General features: G+C 47.1%; 12 protein-coding genes. 4 read left to right on the forward strand and 8 right to left on the reverse strand.

Annotated features, from left to right (window positions below):
* Positions 1-322: 322 nt before the first annotated feature.
* The gene (locus tag IEY67_RS08500; protein ID WP_229801011.1) at positions 323-3,193 is read left to right on the forward strand and encodes a SusC/RagA family TonB-linked outer membrane protein; all 2,871 of its coding nucleotides are present in this window, start codon (positions 323-325) and stop codon (positions 3,191-3,193) included.
* Positions 3,194-3,204: 11 nt separating this feature from the next.
* Positions 3,205-4,914, forward strand: a complete 1,710-nt coding sequence (locus tag IEY67_RS08505) for a RagB/SusD family nutrient uptake outer membrane protein (RefSeq protein ID WP_183671240.1) — start codon at positions 3,205-3,207, stop codon at positions 4,912-4,914.
* 192 nt (positions 4,915-5,106) lie between these two features.
* Here the strand turns inward: IEY67_RS08505 and IEY67_RS08510 are convergent, their stop codons facing one another.
* From IEY67_RS08510 to IEY67_RS08530, 5 genes are all read right to left on the reverse strand, one after another.
* Positions 5,107-7,416: a TonB-dependent receptor gene (locus tag IEY67_RS08510; RefSeq protein WP_183671239.1), complete on the reverse strand. Its 2,310-nt coding sequence runs from the start codon at positions 7,414-7,416 to the stop codon at positions 5,107-5,109.
* A gap of 195 nt (positions 7,417-7,611) precedes the next feature.
* Positions 7,612-7,962, reverse strand: coding sequence for a DUF8478 family putative metalloprotein (locus IEY67_RS08515; RefSeq protein WP_122351768.1), 351 nt, complete (start codon positions 7,960-7,962; stop codon positions 7,612-7,614).
* Positions 7,963-8,123: 161 nt separating this feature from the next.
* Positions 8,124-8,453, reverse strand: a complete 330-nt coding sequence (locus IEY67_RS08520; protein ID WP_122351767.1) for a DUF6686 family protein — start codon at positions 8,451-8,453, stop codon at positions 8,124-8,126.
* A gap of 191 nt (positions 8,454-8,644) precedes the next feature.
* Complete coding sequence (eno, locus tag IEY67_RS08525) at positions 8,645-9,925, reverse strand: phosphopyruvate hydratase (protein ID WP_122351766.1); 1,281 nt, start codon at positions 9,923-9,925, stop codon at positions 8,645-8,647.
* A gap of 90 nt (positions 9,926-10,015) precedes the next feature.
* Positions 10,016-10,402: a thioesterase family protein gene (locus IEY67_RS08530; RefSeq protein ID WP_183671238.1), complete on the reverse strand. Its 387-nt coding sequence runs from the start codon at positions 10,400-10,402 to the stop codon at positions 10,016-10,018.
* Positions 10,403-10,561: 159 nt separating this feature from the next.
* Here IEY67_RS08530 and IEY67_RS08535 point away from each other — a divergent pair, with 159 nt between their 5' ends.
* Both IEY67_RS08535 and IEY67_RS08540 read left to right on the forward strand, forming a co-directional pair.
* Positions 10,562-11,716, forward strand: coding sequence for a DUF362 domain-containing protein (locus IEY67_RS08535; RefSeq protein ID WP_183671237.1), 1,155 nt, complete (start codon positions 10,562-10,564; stop codon positions 11,714-11,716).
* The gene (locus IEY67_RS08540; protein WP_183671236.1) at positions 11,713-12,477 is read left to right on the forward strand and encodes a DUF6599 family protein; all 765 of its coding nucleotides are present in this window, start codon (positions 11,713-11,715) and stop codon (positions 12,475-12,477) included. Before IEY67_RS08535 ends, IEY67_RS08540 begins: the two co-directional genes overlap by 4 nt.
* Before the next feature lie 42 nt (positions 12,478-12,519).
* Here IEY67_RS08540 and IEY67_RS08545 read toward each other — a convergent pair whose 3' ends face one another.
* The 3 genes from IEY67_RS08545 to IEY67_RS08555 are packed head-to-tail and all read right to left on the reverse strand — an operon-like array spanning position 12,520 to position 16,895.
* Entirely contained in the window at positions 12,520-14,250 is a 1,731-nt protein-coding gene (locus IEY67_RS08545; RefSeq protein WP_183671235.1) for an ABC transporter ATP-binding protein, read from the reverse strand.
* A 14-nt stretch (positions 14,251-14,264) separates the two neighbouring features.
* The gene (locus tag IEY67_RS08550; protein WP_183671234.1) at positions 14,265-16,061 is read right to left on the reverse strand and encodes an ABC transporter ATP-binding protein; all 1,797 of its coding nucleotides are present in this window, start codon (positions 16,059-16,061) and stop codon (positions 14,265-14,267) included.
* A gap of 12 nt (positions 16,062-16,073) precedes the next feature.
* Entirely contained in the window at positions 16,074-16,895 is an 822-nt protein-coding gene (locus IEY67_RS08555; protein ID WP_183671233.1) for a class I SAM-dependent methyltransferase, read from the reverse strand.
* Between the last annotated feature and the right edge of the window lie 9 nt (positions 16,896-16,904).

Here is a 16,904-nt window from a genome sequence, read left to right on the forward strand (position 1 = left end):
GTTTAAATCCTAATAAGTGTTTTTATTTCCAGTTTCGTTAACTTTTAATAGGAGGACATACATATGACGTGAGACCAATACAAAGGATGGTAAGTAAGCCATCACAGAAGAGAATAAGTTACTTGAATCTTTATTATCAACTAATCTATTAATATTCATGAAAATACAGCAACAAGAGAATTTTCATATACTTTCTCAATTATATAAACCGCATTATTGTGCGGTAGCTATAACTTTAGGCTTGTTTCTGTTTTGTTCGGTTCCGATCTCTGCGACAGACGGGAATAAAGAAGAAATAACAGTTGCGGAAAACGGATCGTCCATGCAGAAAGGACGGACAGTAACAATAACGGTAACGGATGAATCCGGTCCGCTGATCGGTGCAAATGTAACGGTCAAGGGAACGACAAACGGGAATGTTACGGATGCAAACGGATATGTCATATTGCAGAATGTTCCTGATGATGCAGTTCTTTCTGTTTCCTATATAGGATATGTTTCAAAGGAAATACCCTTAGGTAATCAGAGCTCATTGCGTGTCCGGTTGGCTGAAGATACCAAAACGCTGGATGAGGTCGTTGTGATCGGCTATGGAACGATGGAAAAGAAACAGGTGACGAGTGCCGTTACCTCTCTTTCTGCTGATGATCTGATGGTCGGAGTGAGTGGTTCGGATATCTCTTCCGCTTTACAAGGTAAGATCGGAGGATTGATCATGACCAATCTGGGCAGTGCAAACTCAAGTACGACCTTCCAGTTACGCGGTATGACTTCGATAAATGCCGGTAGAGCCCCTTTGGTTGTTATCGATGGTTTTCCCGGGGGCGATATTCGTTCGCTTACTCAGGACGATATAAAATCCATCGACGTCTTGAAGGATGCTTCGGCCGGAGCTATCTACGGAACCCGTGCTGCTTCCGGAGTGATCCTGATCACGACTAAGAGCGGTTCCAATACGGATGGAAAGGTGAAGTTGACGTATAGTTCTGAGTTTACAAAGAAGCAGAATTATAATGCCCCTGAAATGCTTTCCGGCCGAGAATATGCGGAACATGAGATAGGGACCGACTACGGTTCGGATGTCGACTGGTGGGACGAACTGATCAACCACAACAACTTCTCCCAAAAGCACCACCTGGCTCTTGAAATGGGAACGGAGAAAGCGCAGGTCTATACCTCTTTCTTCTATGAGAAGAATCAGGGAATCGCCCATCAGGATGAACGGCAGGATTATGGTGGACGTGTGAATGCAAACTTTAAATTGTTCGACGATTGGTTGGAAGTACGTCCGAATGTCGATTACCGGCAAGCGATGCGTAACAATCATTATCCGAATTTCCAGCAGGCATTGCGTAATAACCCGACCCGTTCACCCTATGATCCGGAGAATGAGACCGGTTATAATGTCTGGCTGAACGAACAGTTGGATTATAATGTAGTAGCCGATGCCATGCTGAGTACCTATGAAGGGCTGGATAAATGGTTCAAACCGGAGGTGACTTTCAAGTTGAATATAAAGCCTGTTCCCGGACTTTCCTATCAGCAAGTGCTAGGATATGAAAACCGGCAATGGGAACATCATTTCTATAATTCCCGCAACCACCGGGATGAACTGGAAGAATCGCGGAAAGGCTATGCCCATCTGGCTTTCAGTAAAACAGAGAACCTCACTTCGGAAGGATATGCAACCTATATCAAAGAATTTAAGGGCGGTCATAACCTGAATGCGGTAGCCGGTTATTCCTATTTTGAAAACAACGGCGAGAGCTTCAATATGTCCAATTATAATTTTGCTGTAGATGGTGTAAAGTTCTGGGATATAGGTGCCGGTTCCTATTTGAGTGACGGTAAGGCAGCAATGAGTTCCGGTAAAAATATTACCGAACGTTTGTTCTCCCTGTTTGCCCGTGCGAATTATTCTTATCAGGATAAATATCTGTTGCAGGCATCTATCCGCCATGAAGGTTCGTCCAAGTTCGCAGCAGATAATCGCTGGGCTAACTTCTGGTCTGTATCTGCCGGCTGGCGTATTTCCAATGAAAAGTTTATGGAAGATATCAAATGGATAGACGACCTGAAGGTTCGTTTCGGTTATGGAGTAACCGGAAATAATGACTTTAGTGCTTCCTATATGGCCAATATGCTTGGCTCCGATACATATTGGATGCTTCCTGATGGTGAATGGGCCTATTCCTACGGAAAGACACAGAATGTGAACCAGAGTCTGGGTTGGGAGGAAAAGAAGGAATGGAACCTGGGGCTCGATTTCTCGCTCTTTGACAATCGTTTATATGGTAAATTCGATTATTATCGCCGTAAGGTAGACAATCTGATTTATAGTGTAAAAGTACCTCAACCACCTTATACACAGGGCTCTCAATGGCAGAATATCGGAAGTATGGAAAGTAAGGGATGGGAGTTTGAAGTAGGCGGAGATATTATCCGAACAAAAGATTTTGTGTGGACCTCCAGCCTGAACCTGAGCCATAATACAGGCAAGATACTGACATTATGGGGGAATAATACCTATTATAATGGGAATGGCTTTCCTGCTCCGGGTTCTCCCGGGGATGCAGCCCGTATGGAAGAAGGTTCGACGATCGGTTCGTTCTATTTGTGGAAGTTTGCCGGTTTTGACGATGACGGAGGTTTCCTTCTTTACAATAAAGACGGTGAAGTGATCCCGGCCGCACAAAAAACGGAGAACGATAAACAGTACATGGGAAATTATACCCCCAAACTTGTGGTCGGTTGGAGCCATACGCTGGCTTATAAGAATTTCGATCTGGGGATCAACCTGCGCAGTTGGATCGATTTCGATGTTTACAACACGATAAATATGTACTTCGGCATCCAAGGACAGGGAAATACCAATGTATTGAAAGCAGCCTATGGAAAATTCAGCCATATCAAAGGGGAGAAACAGATTTGTGATTATTACCTGGAAGACGGTACCTTTCTGAAAATCGATGCTATCACATTGGGATATACGCTGCCGATGAAGAAATACACCAAGTTCATCGATCGTATCCGCCTCTACGGGACAGTAGGAAATGTATGCACTATTACCGGCTATAGCGGCATGAACCCCGAAGTAAATATTACCGGCTGGGAAGGTGGTACGGAAAAGTTCTGGTCGGATTTCTATCCGGTGGTACGTACTTATACTTTAGGTCTTCAGTTAAACTTCTAAATACAGGCAGAATGAAAAAGAATAAGATAATAAATTATATATGTTCGGGTATCGCTTGTTTACTGGCAGCAACATCCTGCGATGTGGAACCGACATTTTATTCGCAGGTAGTTCCCGAAACTTTTTATACCTCTCAGGATGCGGTATGGGAACGTTTTAACCGTCCGTTTACCCATTGGCGCTGGTATGTGGGGCATAACGAACCCCGTTGGATGCTTCAGGAACTGGGGACGGACGAGTTCTGTCTGCCAACCCGGGGTAGTGACTGGTATAACGGGGCTATGTATCAGAAATTCCATCACCATGACTATACGGAGGATATGGCATTTGTGGAAACAGGATGGACGAACTTCGCTATGGGAGTCGCGCTCTCCTGGGATGCGTTGGAAGATCTGGAAAACATTGATTTCGATGCTTTGGGGTTTGAAGAAGGGACAAAAGAGTCAATGCTTAACCAACAGAAAGCTCTGGTTGCCTCTTTTTATCTGGACGGACTGGATCTTTTCGGCGGGGTTCCCCTTTATGAGACGACACAGAGCGATGTAAAAGGTCGCTCTACCGACCAGGAAACATTCGATTTTGTAGAAAATCTCTTGAATGAAGCAATACCCAATTTACCGGTTAAAGAGGAGTTGGGCGCTATGGAGAACGGAAGTCTTCACCGGGCAACTGGTGCAGCTTTACTGGCCCGGCTTTATTTCAATGCAAAGCCTTATATCGGAAAAGAGATGTACACTGAAGCTGCCGCCATCTGTCAGGACATTATCGACGGGAAATATGGTAAGTATGCGCTGGATACGGACTGGACGAATATTTTCGGTTTTGACAACGAAACTTGCCCTGAGATAATCTGGTCGGTTCCCAGTGAGAATGCTAAACTGGAAACGGATGGAATGTATTGGAGTTATATGGTCCCTTACAATTATAAAAACTATCTTGGCGGCTTGGAAGGTTCCGGCTCTAATAATGGTATCGGGTTGATTCCCAGTCTGGACCCGACAGGAAAGAAGTATCCTTATAAGTTGGGAGGTGCTTACTCCAAATTCAATGATAAAGATATCCGCAAACAACCTTATGTGTATGAAGGAAGTGGTAAATACCGGGGAATGTTTATCGTCGGTGAATTGATCAATCCTTTGAATCCGGAGTGGGTTTGTACGGGCAGCAGGGAATATAATGGCCAGCCGTTAGTAGTCCGTGATCAGGTAGCCTATTTTGCAAAAGTCGGATCGGCGGATTACCCGACATTGGAATCTTTACTTTCAACTATTGCTACGGCCGAAGAATCTTCTTGTGTACGTGTTACCAAACGGAGTCCGCGTCCGAATCAGGATGAGAAAACCCGGAAGTTCGACCCGGATGTGCCTATTATCCGTTTGGCTGAAATCTATTATATGCTGGCTGAATGTAAAATGCGTTCAGGAGATAAGGAAGGAGCTGCCCGGTTGATAAATACGGTTCGTCAACGATATTTTGAGAATGGAAATGATCCTGATCCGGTTACGGTAGCCAATCTGGATAAATACCGTATGCTGGATGAATGGTTGCAGGAATTCCTGGGTGAAGGACGCCGGCGTACCGATCTGGTACGGTGGGATGCTTATGTGACCGAAAACTGGTGGGATCATCAGGCTACTAATAATACGAACCTAAACCGTTTCCCTATTCATTATAGTCTTATAGGTGCCAATAATTTGCTGGAACAGAATCCTGGGTATTGATTGGCAGGAATGTCTAGGTTATCTGTTTTGTAGAAAGAGTGTTGGTAGCGGATTGGTGGGTGGGGTAATTTATGAGTTGTGTTTTAATAGATAGAACGGAATGACCGGACTTTTCCTTTTACCCCGGCGATGCTGTCTCCATAGGGTGAGGGAGCTTGCCGAACGGGTAAAAGGAAAAGACGGATCATTCTTTTAGTAACTGATCTTGATACCGGCGAAATAACTTCTCGGTGTTGCCGGCCCGTAGATATAAGCAGAGTCACGGTTCGGACCCTGGTCGAAGTCGGACTGGTAGGCTTCGAAGATATTCTGTACACCGGCATTTACTTCCAGGTTGATATCTTTATAAATGTGGAAGTCATACGCCAGTTTGATATTCATATCGAAGAAGTCCGGTGTCTTAACCGCTTTATCCATTGGAATATAACCTGCCAGATGCTGAACCAGCATACTTCCGGTATAAGTGCCCGACAGGGAAGCCGTGAAATGTTTCAACGGAGTCAGTGTCGCGGTAAAGTAACCGTATGTATTGGGGGTACGGAACATCTTCTTTTCGGTTGGCACGTTCTCATCTTCACTCCATTTCTCCGGTTCGTTGTAGCGGCTGCGTTGGAATGTGGCTCCTGCCTGTAAAGACAACCAGGAAGAAAGGACACTTTTCCCTTCCAGGGTCAGCCCCATCACTTTTGCTCCCGAACCGTTCCGGCGCTCTTTGATGATATTGCCCTGTTCGTCTTTCCCGATTTCTTCCAGCACGAATACATCGTTCAGACTCGTATAAAAGCCTTCCACCAGGAAATTTACCTGGATACCGTTCTTGAAACGGTGATAAAAGTCGACCGATGTGCTGAGGCTTTGCGATTTCTCTTCCTTCAGGTCTTTCGCCCGACGTATCATCGCTATCTCACCTCCGACGGCAGAGATGTGCATGTCTTCGTCGAAAGCCTGCGGAGCACGGAAGCCACTGGAATAGCTGGCACGTATATTGATATCTTCCGTCGGATTGAAACGAACGTTGGCACGGGGGCTGAATACCACATTATCTATCATGTTGTGCTTGTCCATACGCGCTCCGATCAGGAAACTCCACCGTTTGTTTTTCCATTCGTTCTGCAGGAAAAGGCTTTCGATATGGACTTTCTGGTTGGTGTAGCGGTTGTAACCGATCATTTCGTCTTTCAGATGATCGTAGTTGTATTCCAATCCGGCGGTCAGGTCTGACGGCATAAAGAGGAACTGGTCGAAGCTGTACGAATACTGTGTACCGGCCATAAAGGTCAGGTCGGTTGTCTTTCCATACGCATTCGGGTCCTGTCCGGTGCCGTAATAGCTGTCGCGGTCGGTGTTTTGGGCCGAGGTAAAGACACTGAACCTCTGTTTGTAATCGGATGAGAAAAGGTCGAACTTCAATCCTCCGCCGTCGATGGAGTGTTCCAACTGTTCGGCAATATCCGCTTCATGGGGCGGACGATCCAACAGGTTGCCGCCGCGACGGTATTCGTTCATATGGTGATATTCGAACGTCAGTTTGCTGTACGTGCTTGTTTTCAGATAGGAACGGAAACCAACCGTCTGATTCTTCAACTTTGGCAATTCGGTATAGCCGTCATTATCATGGTCGTAACCGGAACGATGGCGGTTCTGTCCGAAGATATACATTCCCGCCTTCCCGTTATCCGTTACCAGCGAAGCATTCAGTGTCGTGTTATTGTCAAAAGAGGAACTTCCTCCGATAGAAGACAAAGTATGTGTCAGTTCGCCCGAGTTACGTAACGGCTCTTTGGTTATGATATTGATCGTTCCGGCGATGGCGGAAGAACCGAACAATGCTGAACCGCCTCCACGCATCACTTCCACACGATCGATCATATTGGCCGGAATCTGTTCCAGTCCGTAAACTCCCGAAAGTGCACTGAATATGGGGCGCGAGTCGATCAGTATCTGCGTATAAGGACCGTCCAACCCATTGATACGTACCTGTTGGAAACCGCAATTCTGGCAATTCGTTTCCACACGCACACCCGGTTGGAAGTTCAATCCTTGCGCCAGGTTCACCGCATTGGTTGTCTTAAATATCTTCGAATCGATCACATTTACCAGTGTAGGAGCCAGACGCCGTGAAGTTTCACTCCGGTTTGCCGATACGACAACGCCGTCCAGGGCGATTCTGTCTTCTTCCATCTCTACATTAATTTCCTGTGTTTTCCCCTTCTCCAGTTTTACATCGCGGGTGACAGTCTTGTAACCGAGATACTTAAATTCGAGGGTGAACTTTCCTTCCGGCAGGTTCTTCAGGAAATAATGACCGGAGTTGTCCGTTGTCGTTCCGATGGTTGTTCCTTTTAGTATAACGGTGATAAATGGCAGATGCTCGCCGGTTTCTTTATCCAATACATGCCCGAATACGTTTGCATCCGATGCGTTCATTTTCTCTTCTTCAGTGGCCCATGCAGCCGTTAGGGTACAGCATAGGCATAGTATAAGTGTTATAATCTTATTCATATTGATTTAATCTGATAAATAGGTAATACAATAATTGAATGCCCGGTATTTTCCGGGACTCTTCTTCCCATGTTGAAGGGTTTGCCACAAGCATGGCATAGCTTTGCCATAGGCATGGCAGGACTTTGCCATAGGCGTGGCAGAACTTTGCCAACGTGATGAAAAAGGTTGGCAAACTGCATGGGGACATATTTATCAGGCTACAGGAGGGGCGCGAAGAGACGGTTCCCCTTGTATGGGGACCAGATAATCCGGGTAGACCGGATTGCAGGATAATCTGAATAATACTGTAAGAAAAGCGGCAAGCAATAAAGAGACAAATGCAGCACCGCTGATCTGAATAGTCGATAGTTGATGAAGTAACTGGAACTCGGCATAACCATGTTCATGGTCCGGGCGTCCGTCGTCTGTCTTATGGTATGGGTGCGAATGTACAATCGTTACCCCATTCACAATATGAACGTGGGTAAACGCAATCAAGCATCCCAGATACGCTATGAACAGTGCGGGGAGCGCTATACGCAGATATTTCCTAAACTTCTCCATCACCTTTTGCAAATATAAGGCTTTATTTATATATAAAAGAAGGGTATGATATTAAATCTGTATTAAATACCTACTGTAAGGTATGAAAAAAGCCTCTCCTCGCAGAGAAGCTTCTCTTCAATTCTTTAGTTGTGCAAATTAGTTATTATATATCTAGTATGTCAGTTCAGTGAATAGTTCTGTGCCAGATAAGGGGACTTCTTGCCGTTTCTCCGGGCGGAAAGAAGTTCTTTCAACTCTTCCAGTTCCATTTTATTCAGGCAGAAGTAGATGCTTTCCGATTGTATCTTTATACATATTTTCCGGTTAGAGGCAAAATGTTGGTTGTTCTGTATGGACAGGTCGCCGTCGATACTGTTTACATATCTTCTGAAGTTCTGGTAGCCGGCTTCGGTGAAGCAGAAAAAGAAATTACCGAATTCGAGACTATATGTATTGCAACATTCGCAGAATGTGAGTTGACCGTTGAAAGTTTTATTTAATATCTTCATAATGGATAGCTGGAATATCTTGTTAATTACTTTCCAAAGGTCTTCATTCTTTGACAGATATACAATCGCAATAAGATGGTAAAACTCGGGTATTGAATACCTATAAAAAGGTAAGAGCCTCTCCTCACGGGGAAGCTCTTTACTTTAATCCTAGTTTTGGTAAATTAGCGATTATGATTTATTTTATGAGATTACTTTAATCTTTTATAGCCATATACAGCTTTGTTACCCAACTCTTCTTCGATGCGGAGCAACTGGTTGTATTTAGCCATACGGTCTGAACGGCTCAATGAACCGGTCTTGATCTGTCCGCTGTTGGTAGCAACGGCGATGTCGGCGATCGTTGCATCTTCTGTTTCGCCGGAGCGGTGAGAAGTGACGGTCGTGTAGCCGTGACGGTGAGCCATCTCGATCGCATTCAGTGTTTCAGTCAATGAACCGATCTGGTTTACTTTGATCAGGATCGAGTTGGCGCAACCTTCCTGAATACCTTTCGACAGGAAGTCGACGTTTGTAACGAACAAGTCGTCACCTACCAGCTGGCAACGGTTACCGATACGGTCGGTCAGCTTCTTCCAGCCTTCCCAGTCGTTTTCGTTCATACCGTCTTCGATAGAGTCGATCGGATATTCGTTGATCAGTTTTTCCAGGTAATCTACCTGTTCGTCGGAAGTACGTTTTACGCCTTTGTCACCTTCGAACTTCGTATAGTCGTAGATACCATCTTTGTAGAATTCGGAAGAAGCGCAGTCCATACCGATCATGATGTCTTTGCCAGGTTCGTATCCGGCAGCTTTGATAGCGGCAAGGATCGAGTTCAAAGCATCTTCCGTTCCTTCCAGAGCAGGAGCGAAACCGCCTTCGTCACCTACGGCAGTGCTCAGGCCACGGTCGTGCAACACTTTCTTCAATGCGTGGAATACTTCGGCACCCATACGCAGACCTTCCTTGAAAGAAGGAGCACCTACCGGGCGAATCATAAATTCCTGGAAAGCGATCGGAGCGTCACTGTGTGAACCGCCGTTGATGATGTTCATCATCGGAACCGGCATCACGTATGTGTTTGTTCCGCCGATATATCTATATAAAGGAATATCCAGATAGTTGGCAGCAGCCTTGGCAACTGCAAGGGAAACACCGAGGATGGCGTTTGCACCGAGGTTTGATTTGGTCTTCGTTCCGTCCAGTTCGAGCATGGCCTGGTCGATACCTACCTGATCCAATGCTGACATGCCTTTCAGGGCCGGAGCGATTATCTTGTTTACGTTTTCAACAGCTTTCAGTACACCTTTACCGCAATAGCGTTTCTTGTCACCGTCGCGTAGTTCCAATGCTTCGTGTTCGCCGGTCGATGCGCCGGAGGGGACAGAAGCTCTGCCTGTTACACCTGATTCCAATAATACATCTACTTCTACGGTAGGGTTACCTCTTGAGTCGAGGATTTCACGTCCTGTAATCTTTTCTATTTTCATTGTTTGTTCATTTTTAAGACGGAACAAATATAGAAAGAGATCGGAGAACGTGAAATCACCATAAATGGGCATTCTGTGCCTGTAAAATACCTATTTGTTGGTAGGGTAGATCTTCGATAGGAACTTCTCTTTGTCTACGATGAAACGGATATGCGTCCCTTCGCCGATCGTCCCCTTTGAGTCTTGTGCCACAACGCTGAAAGTGAGTTTGCGGTCATCCGCTTCCTGTAAGGTTGCCGTGGCGGAAATTGTTTCTCCCAGCGGGGACGGTTTGATATGTGACGTGTTCATCTGTGCACCTACGGTTGTCGAGCCTTCCGGCAGTTTGGCGGCAACAGCCAGCATGGCTGCGTTTTCCATTAAAGCCACCATCGACGGTGTGGCGAATACATCCAGGTCGCCCGATCCCATGGTACGGGCTGAGTTAGCGGCACTGACTACGGTACTGCTTGTGTGTTGTAATCCTTTTTCCAGCATTTTTTATTGAGTTCTCGAATTGTGTCGCAAAAGTAAGTACTTTCCGGCTGGCTATCAATACCCATAAGATGGGATTTATTAGGAAATAACCGGATAAAACGGACAATGCACCGGATAAAATCAATATCTTAGCACCTTGAAGACTTAATCAGTAATACCATGAAAAGAAGAAACTTTTTCCGTTCGCTGGCCCTTGGTGGGGCAAGTGTCGCTTTTTCTCCCATCGTAAAGGCTGTTCCCGTGGTGCAGGCAGATAAAGAGAAACCGGCAACCAATATAAAGGATGCTCTGGCTGTTCCCAGAAAGGAAAATTCCATGCCGGGTAAATATCCCGGAAAAGTAGCCCGTACAACTCATCCTGGCTGCATTGTCGACGGACAGCCTTCCGAAGAAGCTGCTTATGAAATGCTTAGGAGCTGTATGTTGAATCTGACCGGAAAGAGTAATCTGAAAGAAGCCTGGCTACAGTTTGTCGGTCCTGACGATGTGATCGGATTAAAAGTAAATCCGATAGCAGGGAAACTGTTGTCTACTTCACATGCGTTGACGCAATCCATTATCAACCAGTTGGAGGAAGCCGGTATTTCCCGGAAGAATGTCATTATCTGGGACAGGCGAGAAGCGGACCTGAAGGAATCTGGTTTTACCACAGAGAACTATCCGGATATAAAGATCATCGGGACAGAGTATCAGGATGAGAAAGGCAGTTATATCAATGCCGAAGGCAAATTCTATGGGGAAGCACGGATCGATAAGGAGCAGTACTTTTCCGTTGACCTCGAAGGAGAATACGATGCCTATACGATGCCTTTCATGATCAATGGCGGAAAAAACTCTTATTTCACGAAGATATGTACGGAGATGGTAACGAAGATCATCAATGTGCCGGTTCTGAAGAATGCCGGAACAACAATCACTTGCTGCATGAAGAATCTGGCTTTCGGTTCTATCACGAATACGGCCCGACTTCACGGACCGATGTGGCATGATACCTGTGCTTCGGTTTGTGCTTTCCCACCGTTACGGGATAAGGTGGTGTTGAATATTGTCGACGGAATGATCGGTTGCTTCGACGGCGGACCGGCTGCCAATCCGCAATTTATCTGCCATTATAATACTATCCTGGCTGGAAGTGATGCGGTGGCAGTCGACCGTATCAGTTACGATATAGTGATCGCCAAGCGTATTGAAGAGGGATTGCAGGAAGAAGAGAAAGCCGGGGCACGTACCTTTATGGATATGGCGCAGGAATTTCAACTCGGTGTAGCTGATAAGGATAAAATCGAACTGATAGAAACTACGTTGCAGGCATGAAACATTTTATACGATGGGCAGGCTTCCTGCTGTTGATCCCCGCCTTTCTGGTTGCACAGGAGGTCGAAGTGAAAAGGGAACGGGTATTTACAGGCTCGGGACTCTACGGTTTTATGAACGGCGGGGCGGAGCAGTTCCTCGAATACGGTGTCAGCAAACTGACGGCCCGGGATGTGGTTTACGACGGACAAGAATATACGATAGAGATTTATGAGATGCCGACACCCGAGGATGCTTTCGGTATTTATTCGTTGCATGTGTTCCGGTGTCAGCGGGCGGATACATTGGGATGTATCGATTGTCTTTCGCCTTATCAGTTGCAAGTGGTAGCCGGGAATAAATATGTTTCGGTTGTTTTTCCTTCCGGTTCGGCTGCTGCGAAGAATAAGGTTGACGGGTTGATCCGGCAGTATCTTCCGATGGATGGAAAGGATAATCCGGAATTTCCGGCATTATTAAAGGAGCTATCTCCCTGGTCGGGCAAACTAAAGTTTTTCCGTGGACCGATCGGTATCTCCGGCGTTAGTACTTCATTGATGCATTACCTGGAAGAGATTGCTTATACCGGAGTTTGGTTTATCGCAGATAAGCCTTCAAAAAGTTACCGTGCTTTGGTCTGTGTGAAAGAAGAAAAAGAGTTGGAGAAGCTGAAAGAAAAAGTTCCCGCCTCCGATATTATTCAGAGTGGGAACGATTTTATCTATATTCGTGGTAATGAAAAAGAATCGGAAGAAGAGGATCACGGAGGGTTTGGCTTTTAACTTACGCGCCTCCGGTTCCTCTCGGGAGGGGAGAAGATACTTTTAGAGTTTCCACCCGATCGTCTTTTCCTGGATCGTCCATAGTTTGTGATACAATCCCTGATTGCGGAGCAGTTCGTCGTGTGTACCTTGTTCAGCGATATAACCGTCTTCCAGCACGATGATCTTGTCGGCGTTGCGGATCGTCTTTAGCCGGTGGGCGATGACGATGACTGTGCGTCCTTCGATCAAGGTATTGATGGCTTTTTGCACTTCCACTTCATTCTCGGGATCGAGGGAGGCGGTAGCTTCATCCAGCAGAACGATGGGGGCCTCTTTCAGTATGGCACGGGCGATGGAAAGACGTTGCTTTTCACCACCTGACAGTGTACAACCGCCTTCCCCCACCATTGTATCGTAACCATCCGGCAGACGCATAATGAAGTCATGACAGCAAGCCTTGCGGGCAGCGGCTTCTATTTCGGAGTCAGTCGCATTGCTTTTGCCGAAACGGATATTGTTCTTGATTGTGTCTTGGAAGAGGTAGACGTCCTGAAAGACCATCGATATATGTTTCATTAGTGACTCGGGTTCCAGTTCCTTCATATCCTGTCCGTTCAACAGGACTTTCCCTTTTTGCGGATCGTAGAAACGGGCGCATAACTTCATCAGCGTGCTCTTACCGCTTCCCGATGGACCGACCAATGCGGTCAGCGAGCCTTGTCTCAGCGTCAGCGATACATCATGCAGTATCTCTTTCTCACCGTAACCGAACGATACCTTTTCGAAAGTGATATCCCCGTGTTCCGGGCTTTCCTTTTTTCCTGTCATTTCCGGTTCACGCATCAGGTTGAGGATACGGCCACCGGCAATGGAGAAATAGCGGAACTCAGCGAAATTGGTCAGTGCCGAGGTCAGCGGGTCGAAGACGCGAGAGCCGACAATCAGGAACATGACGAAAGTAAGCAGGTCGAGTTGGCCGCCTACCAGCAGATAGGCACCGCAAAGGATCATCAGGGTCAGTCCGGCACGTACCAGGGTGATGGACAGCAGGATGAACGGGCCCATCAGGGCTTCCAGGCGCAGGCTGGCCCGACGCAGGTCGGCAAACGCTTTTTGCAGGCGTTCGAATTTACCTCCCAGCAGGTTATATGCTTTTATGACGCGAATGCCTTGCAGGTATTCTTCCAGGCGGCTGCCCGCATTCACTTTCGCTTCTATCTGCTTTCGACTCAGGCTGTATTGTATGCGGGTACTTCCTGTCAGGACCAGAACCGCCAGCGGAAGAGCGATGAACATGGCTACCGACATCCGCCAGTCGATCCATAATAACCCGAAGAAAGCGAGTACAGGCATAACCAATGCACCCATCAGCTGGGGAAGATGGTGGGAGATACCGGTCTCCGCCAACGTAAAGTCACTGATCATCATGCTGGCAAGGTCGCCCGGATCATGCCGGAAGAGGGAGCCTAAGGGCAAGCGGCGCAGATGTTCCGCCAACCGTATCCGGCCGTCGGCACTCATTTCGTAAGCGCCGCGGAAATTGTGCCGGTACGACTGGCGTTCGGCAACGGCCATCACCAGCATATAAGCGGCGAGGATGCCGAAGATAACCCACAGGCGGGTCGTGTCGAGTCCGCTGCCACTGCCGTCGAAGGCTTTAAAGATGATGTTCACTGCCTCTATCGAAAGCATGAAAGGAACGATATTAACCAGGTTGGCGAGGATGGTGAATCCGACCGGTTTCCTGAGCCGTTCGGTGTGGCCGATCGTTATATTTTGAAGTGCATTCATTCTTGTTTATCTCCTTATTTCTTTAATGTCCATTGAAAAGCGTCGGTATAGGCATCCCACATCTGTTTATAGAGTCCTTCGTTTACCGAAAGTTCCCTGTGGACGCCTTGCTGGGCGATCTCTCCCTCTTTTAAAACAATGATCTGGTTGGCCGAAATGATCGACGACAGGCGGTGGGCGATGATGATGACTGTCTTTTCCCTGATCAGTTCCTGGATGGCTAGTTGCATCTTGTATTCATTTTCGGGGTCGGCAAATGCGGTAGCTTCGTCCAGTACCAGGATCGGGGAGTTTTTCAGGATGGCACGTGCCACGGCTACCCGTTGCGCTTCTCCACCGGAGAGGTAAACGCCGCCTTCACCGATTAGTGTCTGATACCCTTGCGGTAACCGGCGGATGAAATCGTCACATTGGGCAGCACGGGCAGCGGCTATCACCTGTTCCTCGGTGGCATCGGGTTTACCGACACGGATATTCTCGTATAAGGTATCGAAAAAGAGGAAGGTATCCTGGAAAACGAAAGATACCTGGTCCATCAATAATTCGGAAGGGATATTCCGGATATCTGCGCCACCGATCTTGATCGTCCCTTCGGTAACGTCCCAGAAACGGGGAATCAGGTTGGCAATGGTGGATTTGCCGGAGCCGGAAGGACCGACCAATGCGGTTATCTCACCGGCACGGGCGGTAAAACTTATATGTTTCAGAGCTTCGGTACGAGTCTTCTCTTTGGCGTTTTCATAGGAGAAACTGACATTTTCAAAACAGATGTCATGTCCTTTCGGTTGTTGAGGGGTCGCGGGTTCCGGTACAGGTTTTTCTGCAAAGATGGCATCGATACGATGAACGCCTTCATCTATTTCCCGTGTGTTAGATGCCAGGAAAGTTAATTTATAGAAAGGGGAGGCGACACCGGGACCTAATATAATAAAGAATAGGTAGACGGTTGCCAATGCTATATTTCCCGGCTGACCATCCAGTAGTAATAAACCGACAGGAATAATAAAGGTGACGATTGAGTTCAGCAATACGATAAACGTGACCATTCCCGGTTGATAAGTATCGCAGACATTCAGTGCATATTCCTTAAACCGGTAGATCGATTTACTGAACTGGCGGAACGACTCCACCGTCTGCCCGAATATTTTCACAACGGGCATTCCCCTGACATACTGGACGGCTGAGGCACTCATCTGTTCCGATGTATCGAAATACATTTTGAAGAACTCCTGCGCTTTCTTACCAAACATCATGGAGAACTGGACGGATATACCGATTACGATCGCCAGCAGGCAGACTGCCGCCATCCAGCCATTCAGACTAAAGAAGATGACGAACATAACAATAACGGTCGTTGCTGCATTTACCAGATCAGGGATGGTATGCGCCACGAAGTTCTCGATCTTTTCCACATTCTGTTCCAGGGCTTTCTTAATCGCTCCGATCGATGTGCCGTTCAGATAACCCAGCGGTAACCGTCCGATATGTTCCGAAAGCCTGACACGCAGGCCGTATAAGATACGGAACGCTGCCACATGGGATGCCATCAGTCCGCCATAGAGTAACAACAAGGCAGCTGCCAGTCCGATAAAGGCGATCCATGCCCATCGGATCATGTATCCGCTGTCCGAAGCCGTTACGTTTCCGGCATTTTTCAACAACTCATCCAGTACCTGATAGACCGACAGATAAGGAACCAGCATACAGCAGGCACTTAACGCCGACAAGAATCCCGCCAGGATCAGTAGTCCTTTCTTTTCGCCTGCGATCTCAAACAGGCGCGATAACCCTTTTTTCTTTTGCTCTTTCATATTGTTTTTTCTTTATTCGGCTTTATAGCCTACGATCCCGAACGATTTATGCAGGGCGGGGATCAGCCACATAATCAGTCCGGGTAGTCCCCAGCGTTTTTTCTCTTCGCTAACGAAATAAAACCGTTCGATCAATTTCAGCCCCGGTACCCATTGTTCGACAGTGTGAGGATCGTTCAGTCCGAAATGGAAACGGGCTTTCGTACGTTTTACCGACTCATGTTTATCGGAGTTGCGTGCCGCCCATTTGCTGACGAAGTCGAAATAGATCTCGCAACCGGGGAAACGTTTAGCCAGATTTTGGATAACCGATTTAACCTGTTCTTCGGAGAAATACATCATCACTCCTTCAGCAAGGAAAAGAAAGCGGCTGTGCGGATGCTTTTGTTTCAGCATATCCATCCAATCTGTTTCGAGCATGGAGCCTTTGATGTTGATATCTCTTGTCGAGGCGGGGAATAGCTTCTCACGCAGTTCGATCACTTCGGGTAGGTCGAGTTCGTAGAAGGTCGCCTGGTCGCGGTTGGCGACGCGTTGGAAACGACTGTCAAGGCCGCAACCTATCTGCACTACTACAGGGTCTTCGGTTTCCGTGCGGTCGATGAACCAGCTAACCAGCCGGTCGTAGCGGCGCAAGCGGATGGCAGTACCGGCTGTACTCATTGAAATCTTTCCGAATTTGGCGAAGTCGTAGTCTATTTTTTCAACCAGCTCGCAAGCCATCGGGTCTTTTAATATCGCATCTTTCCGGCGGCTTTCATAGGCGCGTGAAAGTAAGGGGATGAATAAGGTTTCTGCAACGTTGTCCTTTATCCCGGGTTTTATTTTATTCATAATATACCT

This window comes from Parabacteroides faecis (assembly GCF_014647375.1).
GTDB classification, from domain to species: domain Bacteria; phylum Bacteroidota; class Bacteroidia; order Bacteroidales; family Tannerellaceae; genus Parabacteroides; species Parabacteroides faecis.

Excerpts from the sequence above, each read along its gene's own strand:
- IEY67_RS08500 (WP_229801011.1), top strand. The coding sequence starts at position 323 with ATGCAGAAAGGACGGACAGTAACAATAACGGTAACGGATGAATCCGGT.
- IEY67_RS08505 (WP_183671240.1), top strand. The coding sequence starts at position 3,205 with ATGAAAAAGAATAAGATAATAAATTATATATGTTCGGGTATCGCTTGT.
- IEY67_RS08510 (WP_183671239.1), bottom strand. The coding sequence starts at position 7,416 with ATGAATAAGATTATAACACTTATACTATGCCTATGCTGTACCCTAACG.
- IEY67_RS08515 (WP_122351768.1), bottom strand. The coding sequence starts at position 7,962 with ATGGAGAAGTTTAGGAAATATCTGCGTATAGCGCTCCCCGCACTGTTC.
- IEY67_RS08520 (WP_122351767.1), bottom strand. The coding sequence starts at position 8,453 with ATGAAGATATTAAATAAAACTTTCAACGGTCAACTCACATTCTGCGAA.
- eno (WP_122351766.1), bottom strand. The coding sequence starts at position 9,925 with ATGAAAATAGAAAAGATTACAGGACGTGAAATCCTCGACTCAAGAGGT.
- IEY67_RS08530 (WP_183671238.1), bottom strand. The coding sequence starts at position 10,402 with ATGCTGGAAAAAGGATTACAACACACAAGCAGTACCGTAGTCAGTGCC.
- IEY67_RS08535 (WP_183671237.1), top strand. The coding sequence starts at position 10,562 with ATGAAAAGAAGAAACTTTTTCCGTTCGCTGGCCCTTGGTGGGGCAAGT.
- IEY67_RS08540 (WP_183671236.1), top strand. The coding sequence starts at position 11,713 with ATGAAACATTTTATACGATGGGCAGGCTTCCTGCTGTTGATCCCCGCC.
- IEY67_RS08545 (WP_183671235.1), bottom strand. The coding sequence starts at position 14,250 with ATGAATGCACTTCAAAATATAACGATCGGCCACACCGAACGGCTCAGG.
- IEY67_RS08550 (WP_183671234.1), bottom strand. The coding sequence starts at position 16,061 with ATGAAAGAGCAAAAGAAAAAAGGGTTATCGCGCCTGTTTGAGATCGCA.
- IEY67_RS08555 (WP_183671233.1), bottom strand. The coding sequence starts at position 16,895 with ATGAATAAAATAAAACCCGGGATAAAGGACAACGTTGCAGAAACCTTA.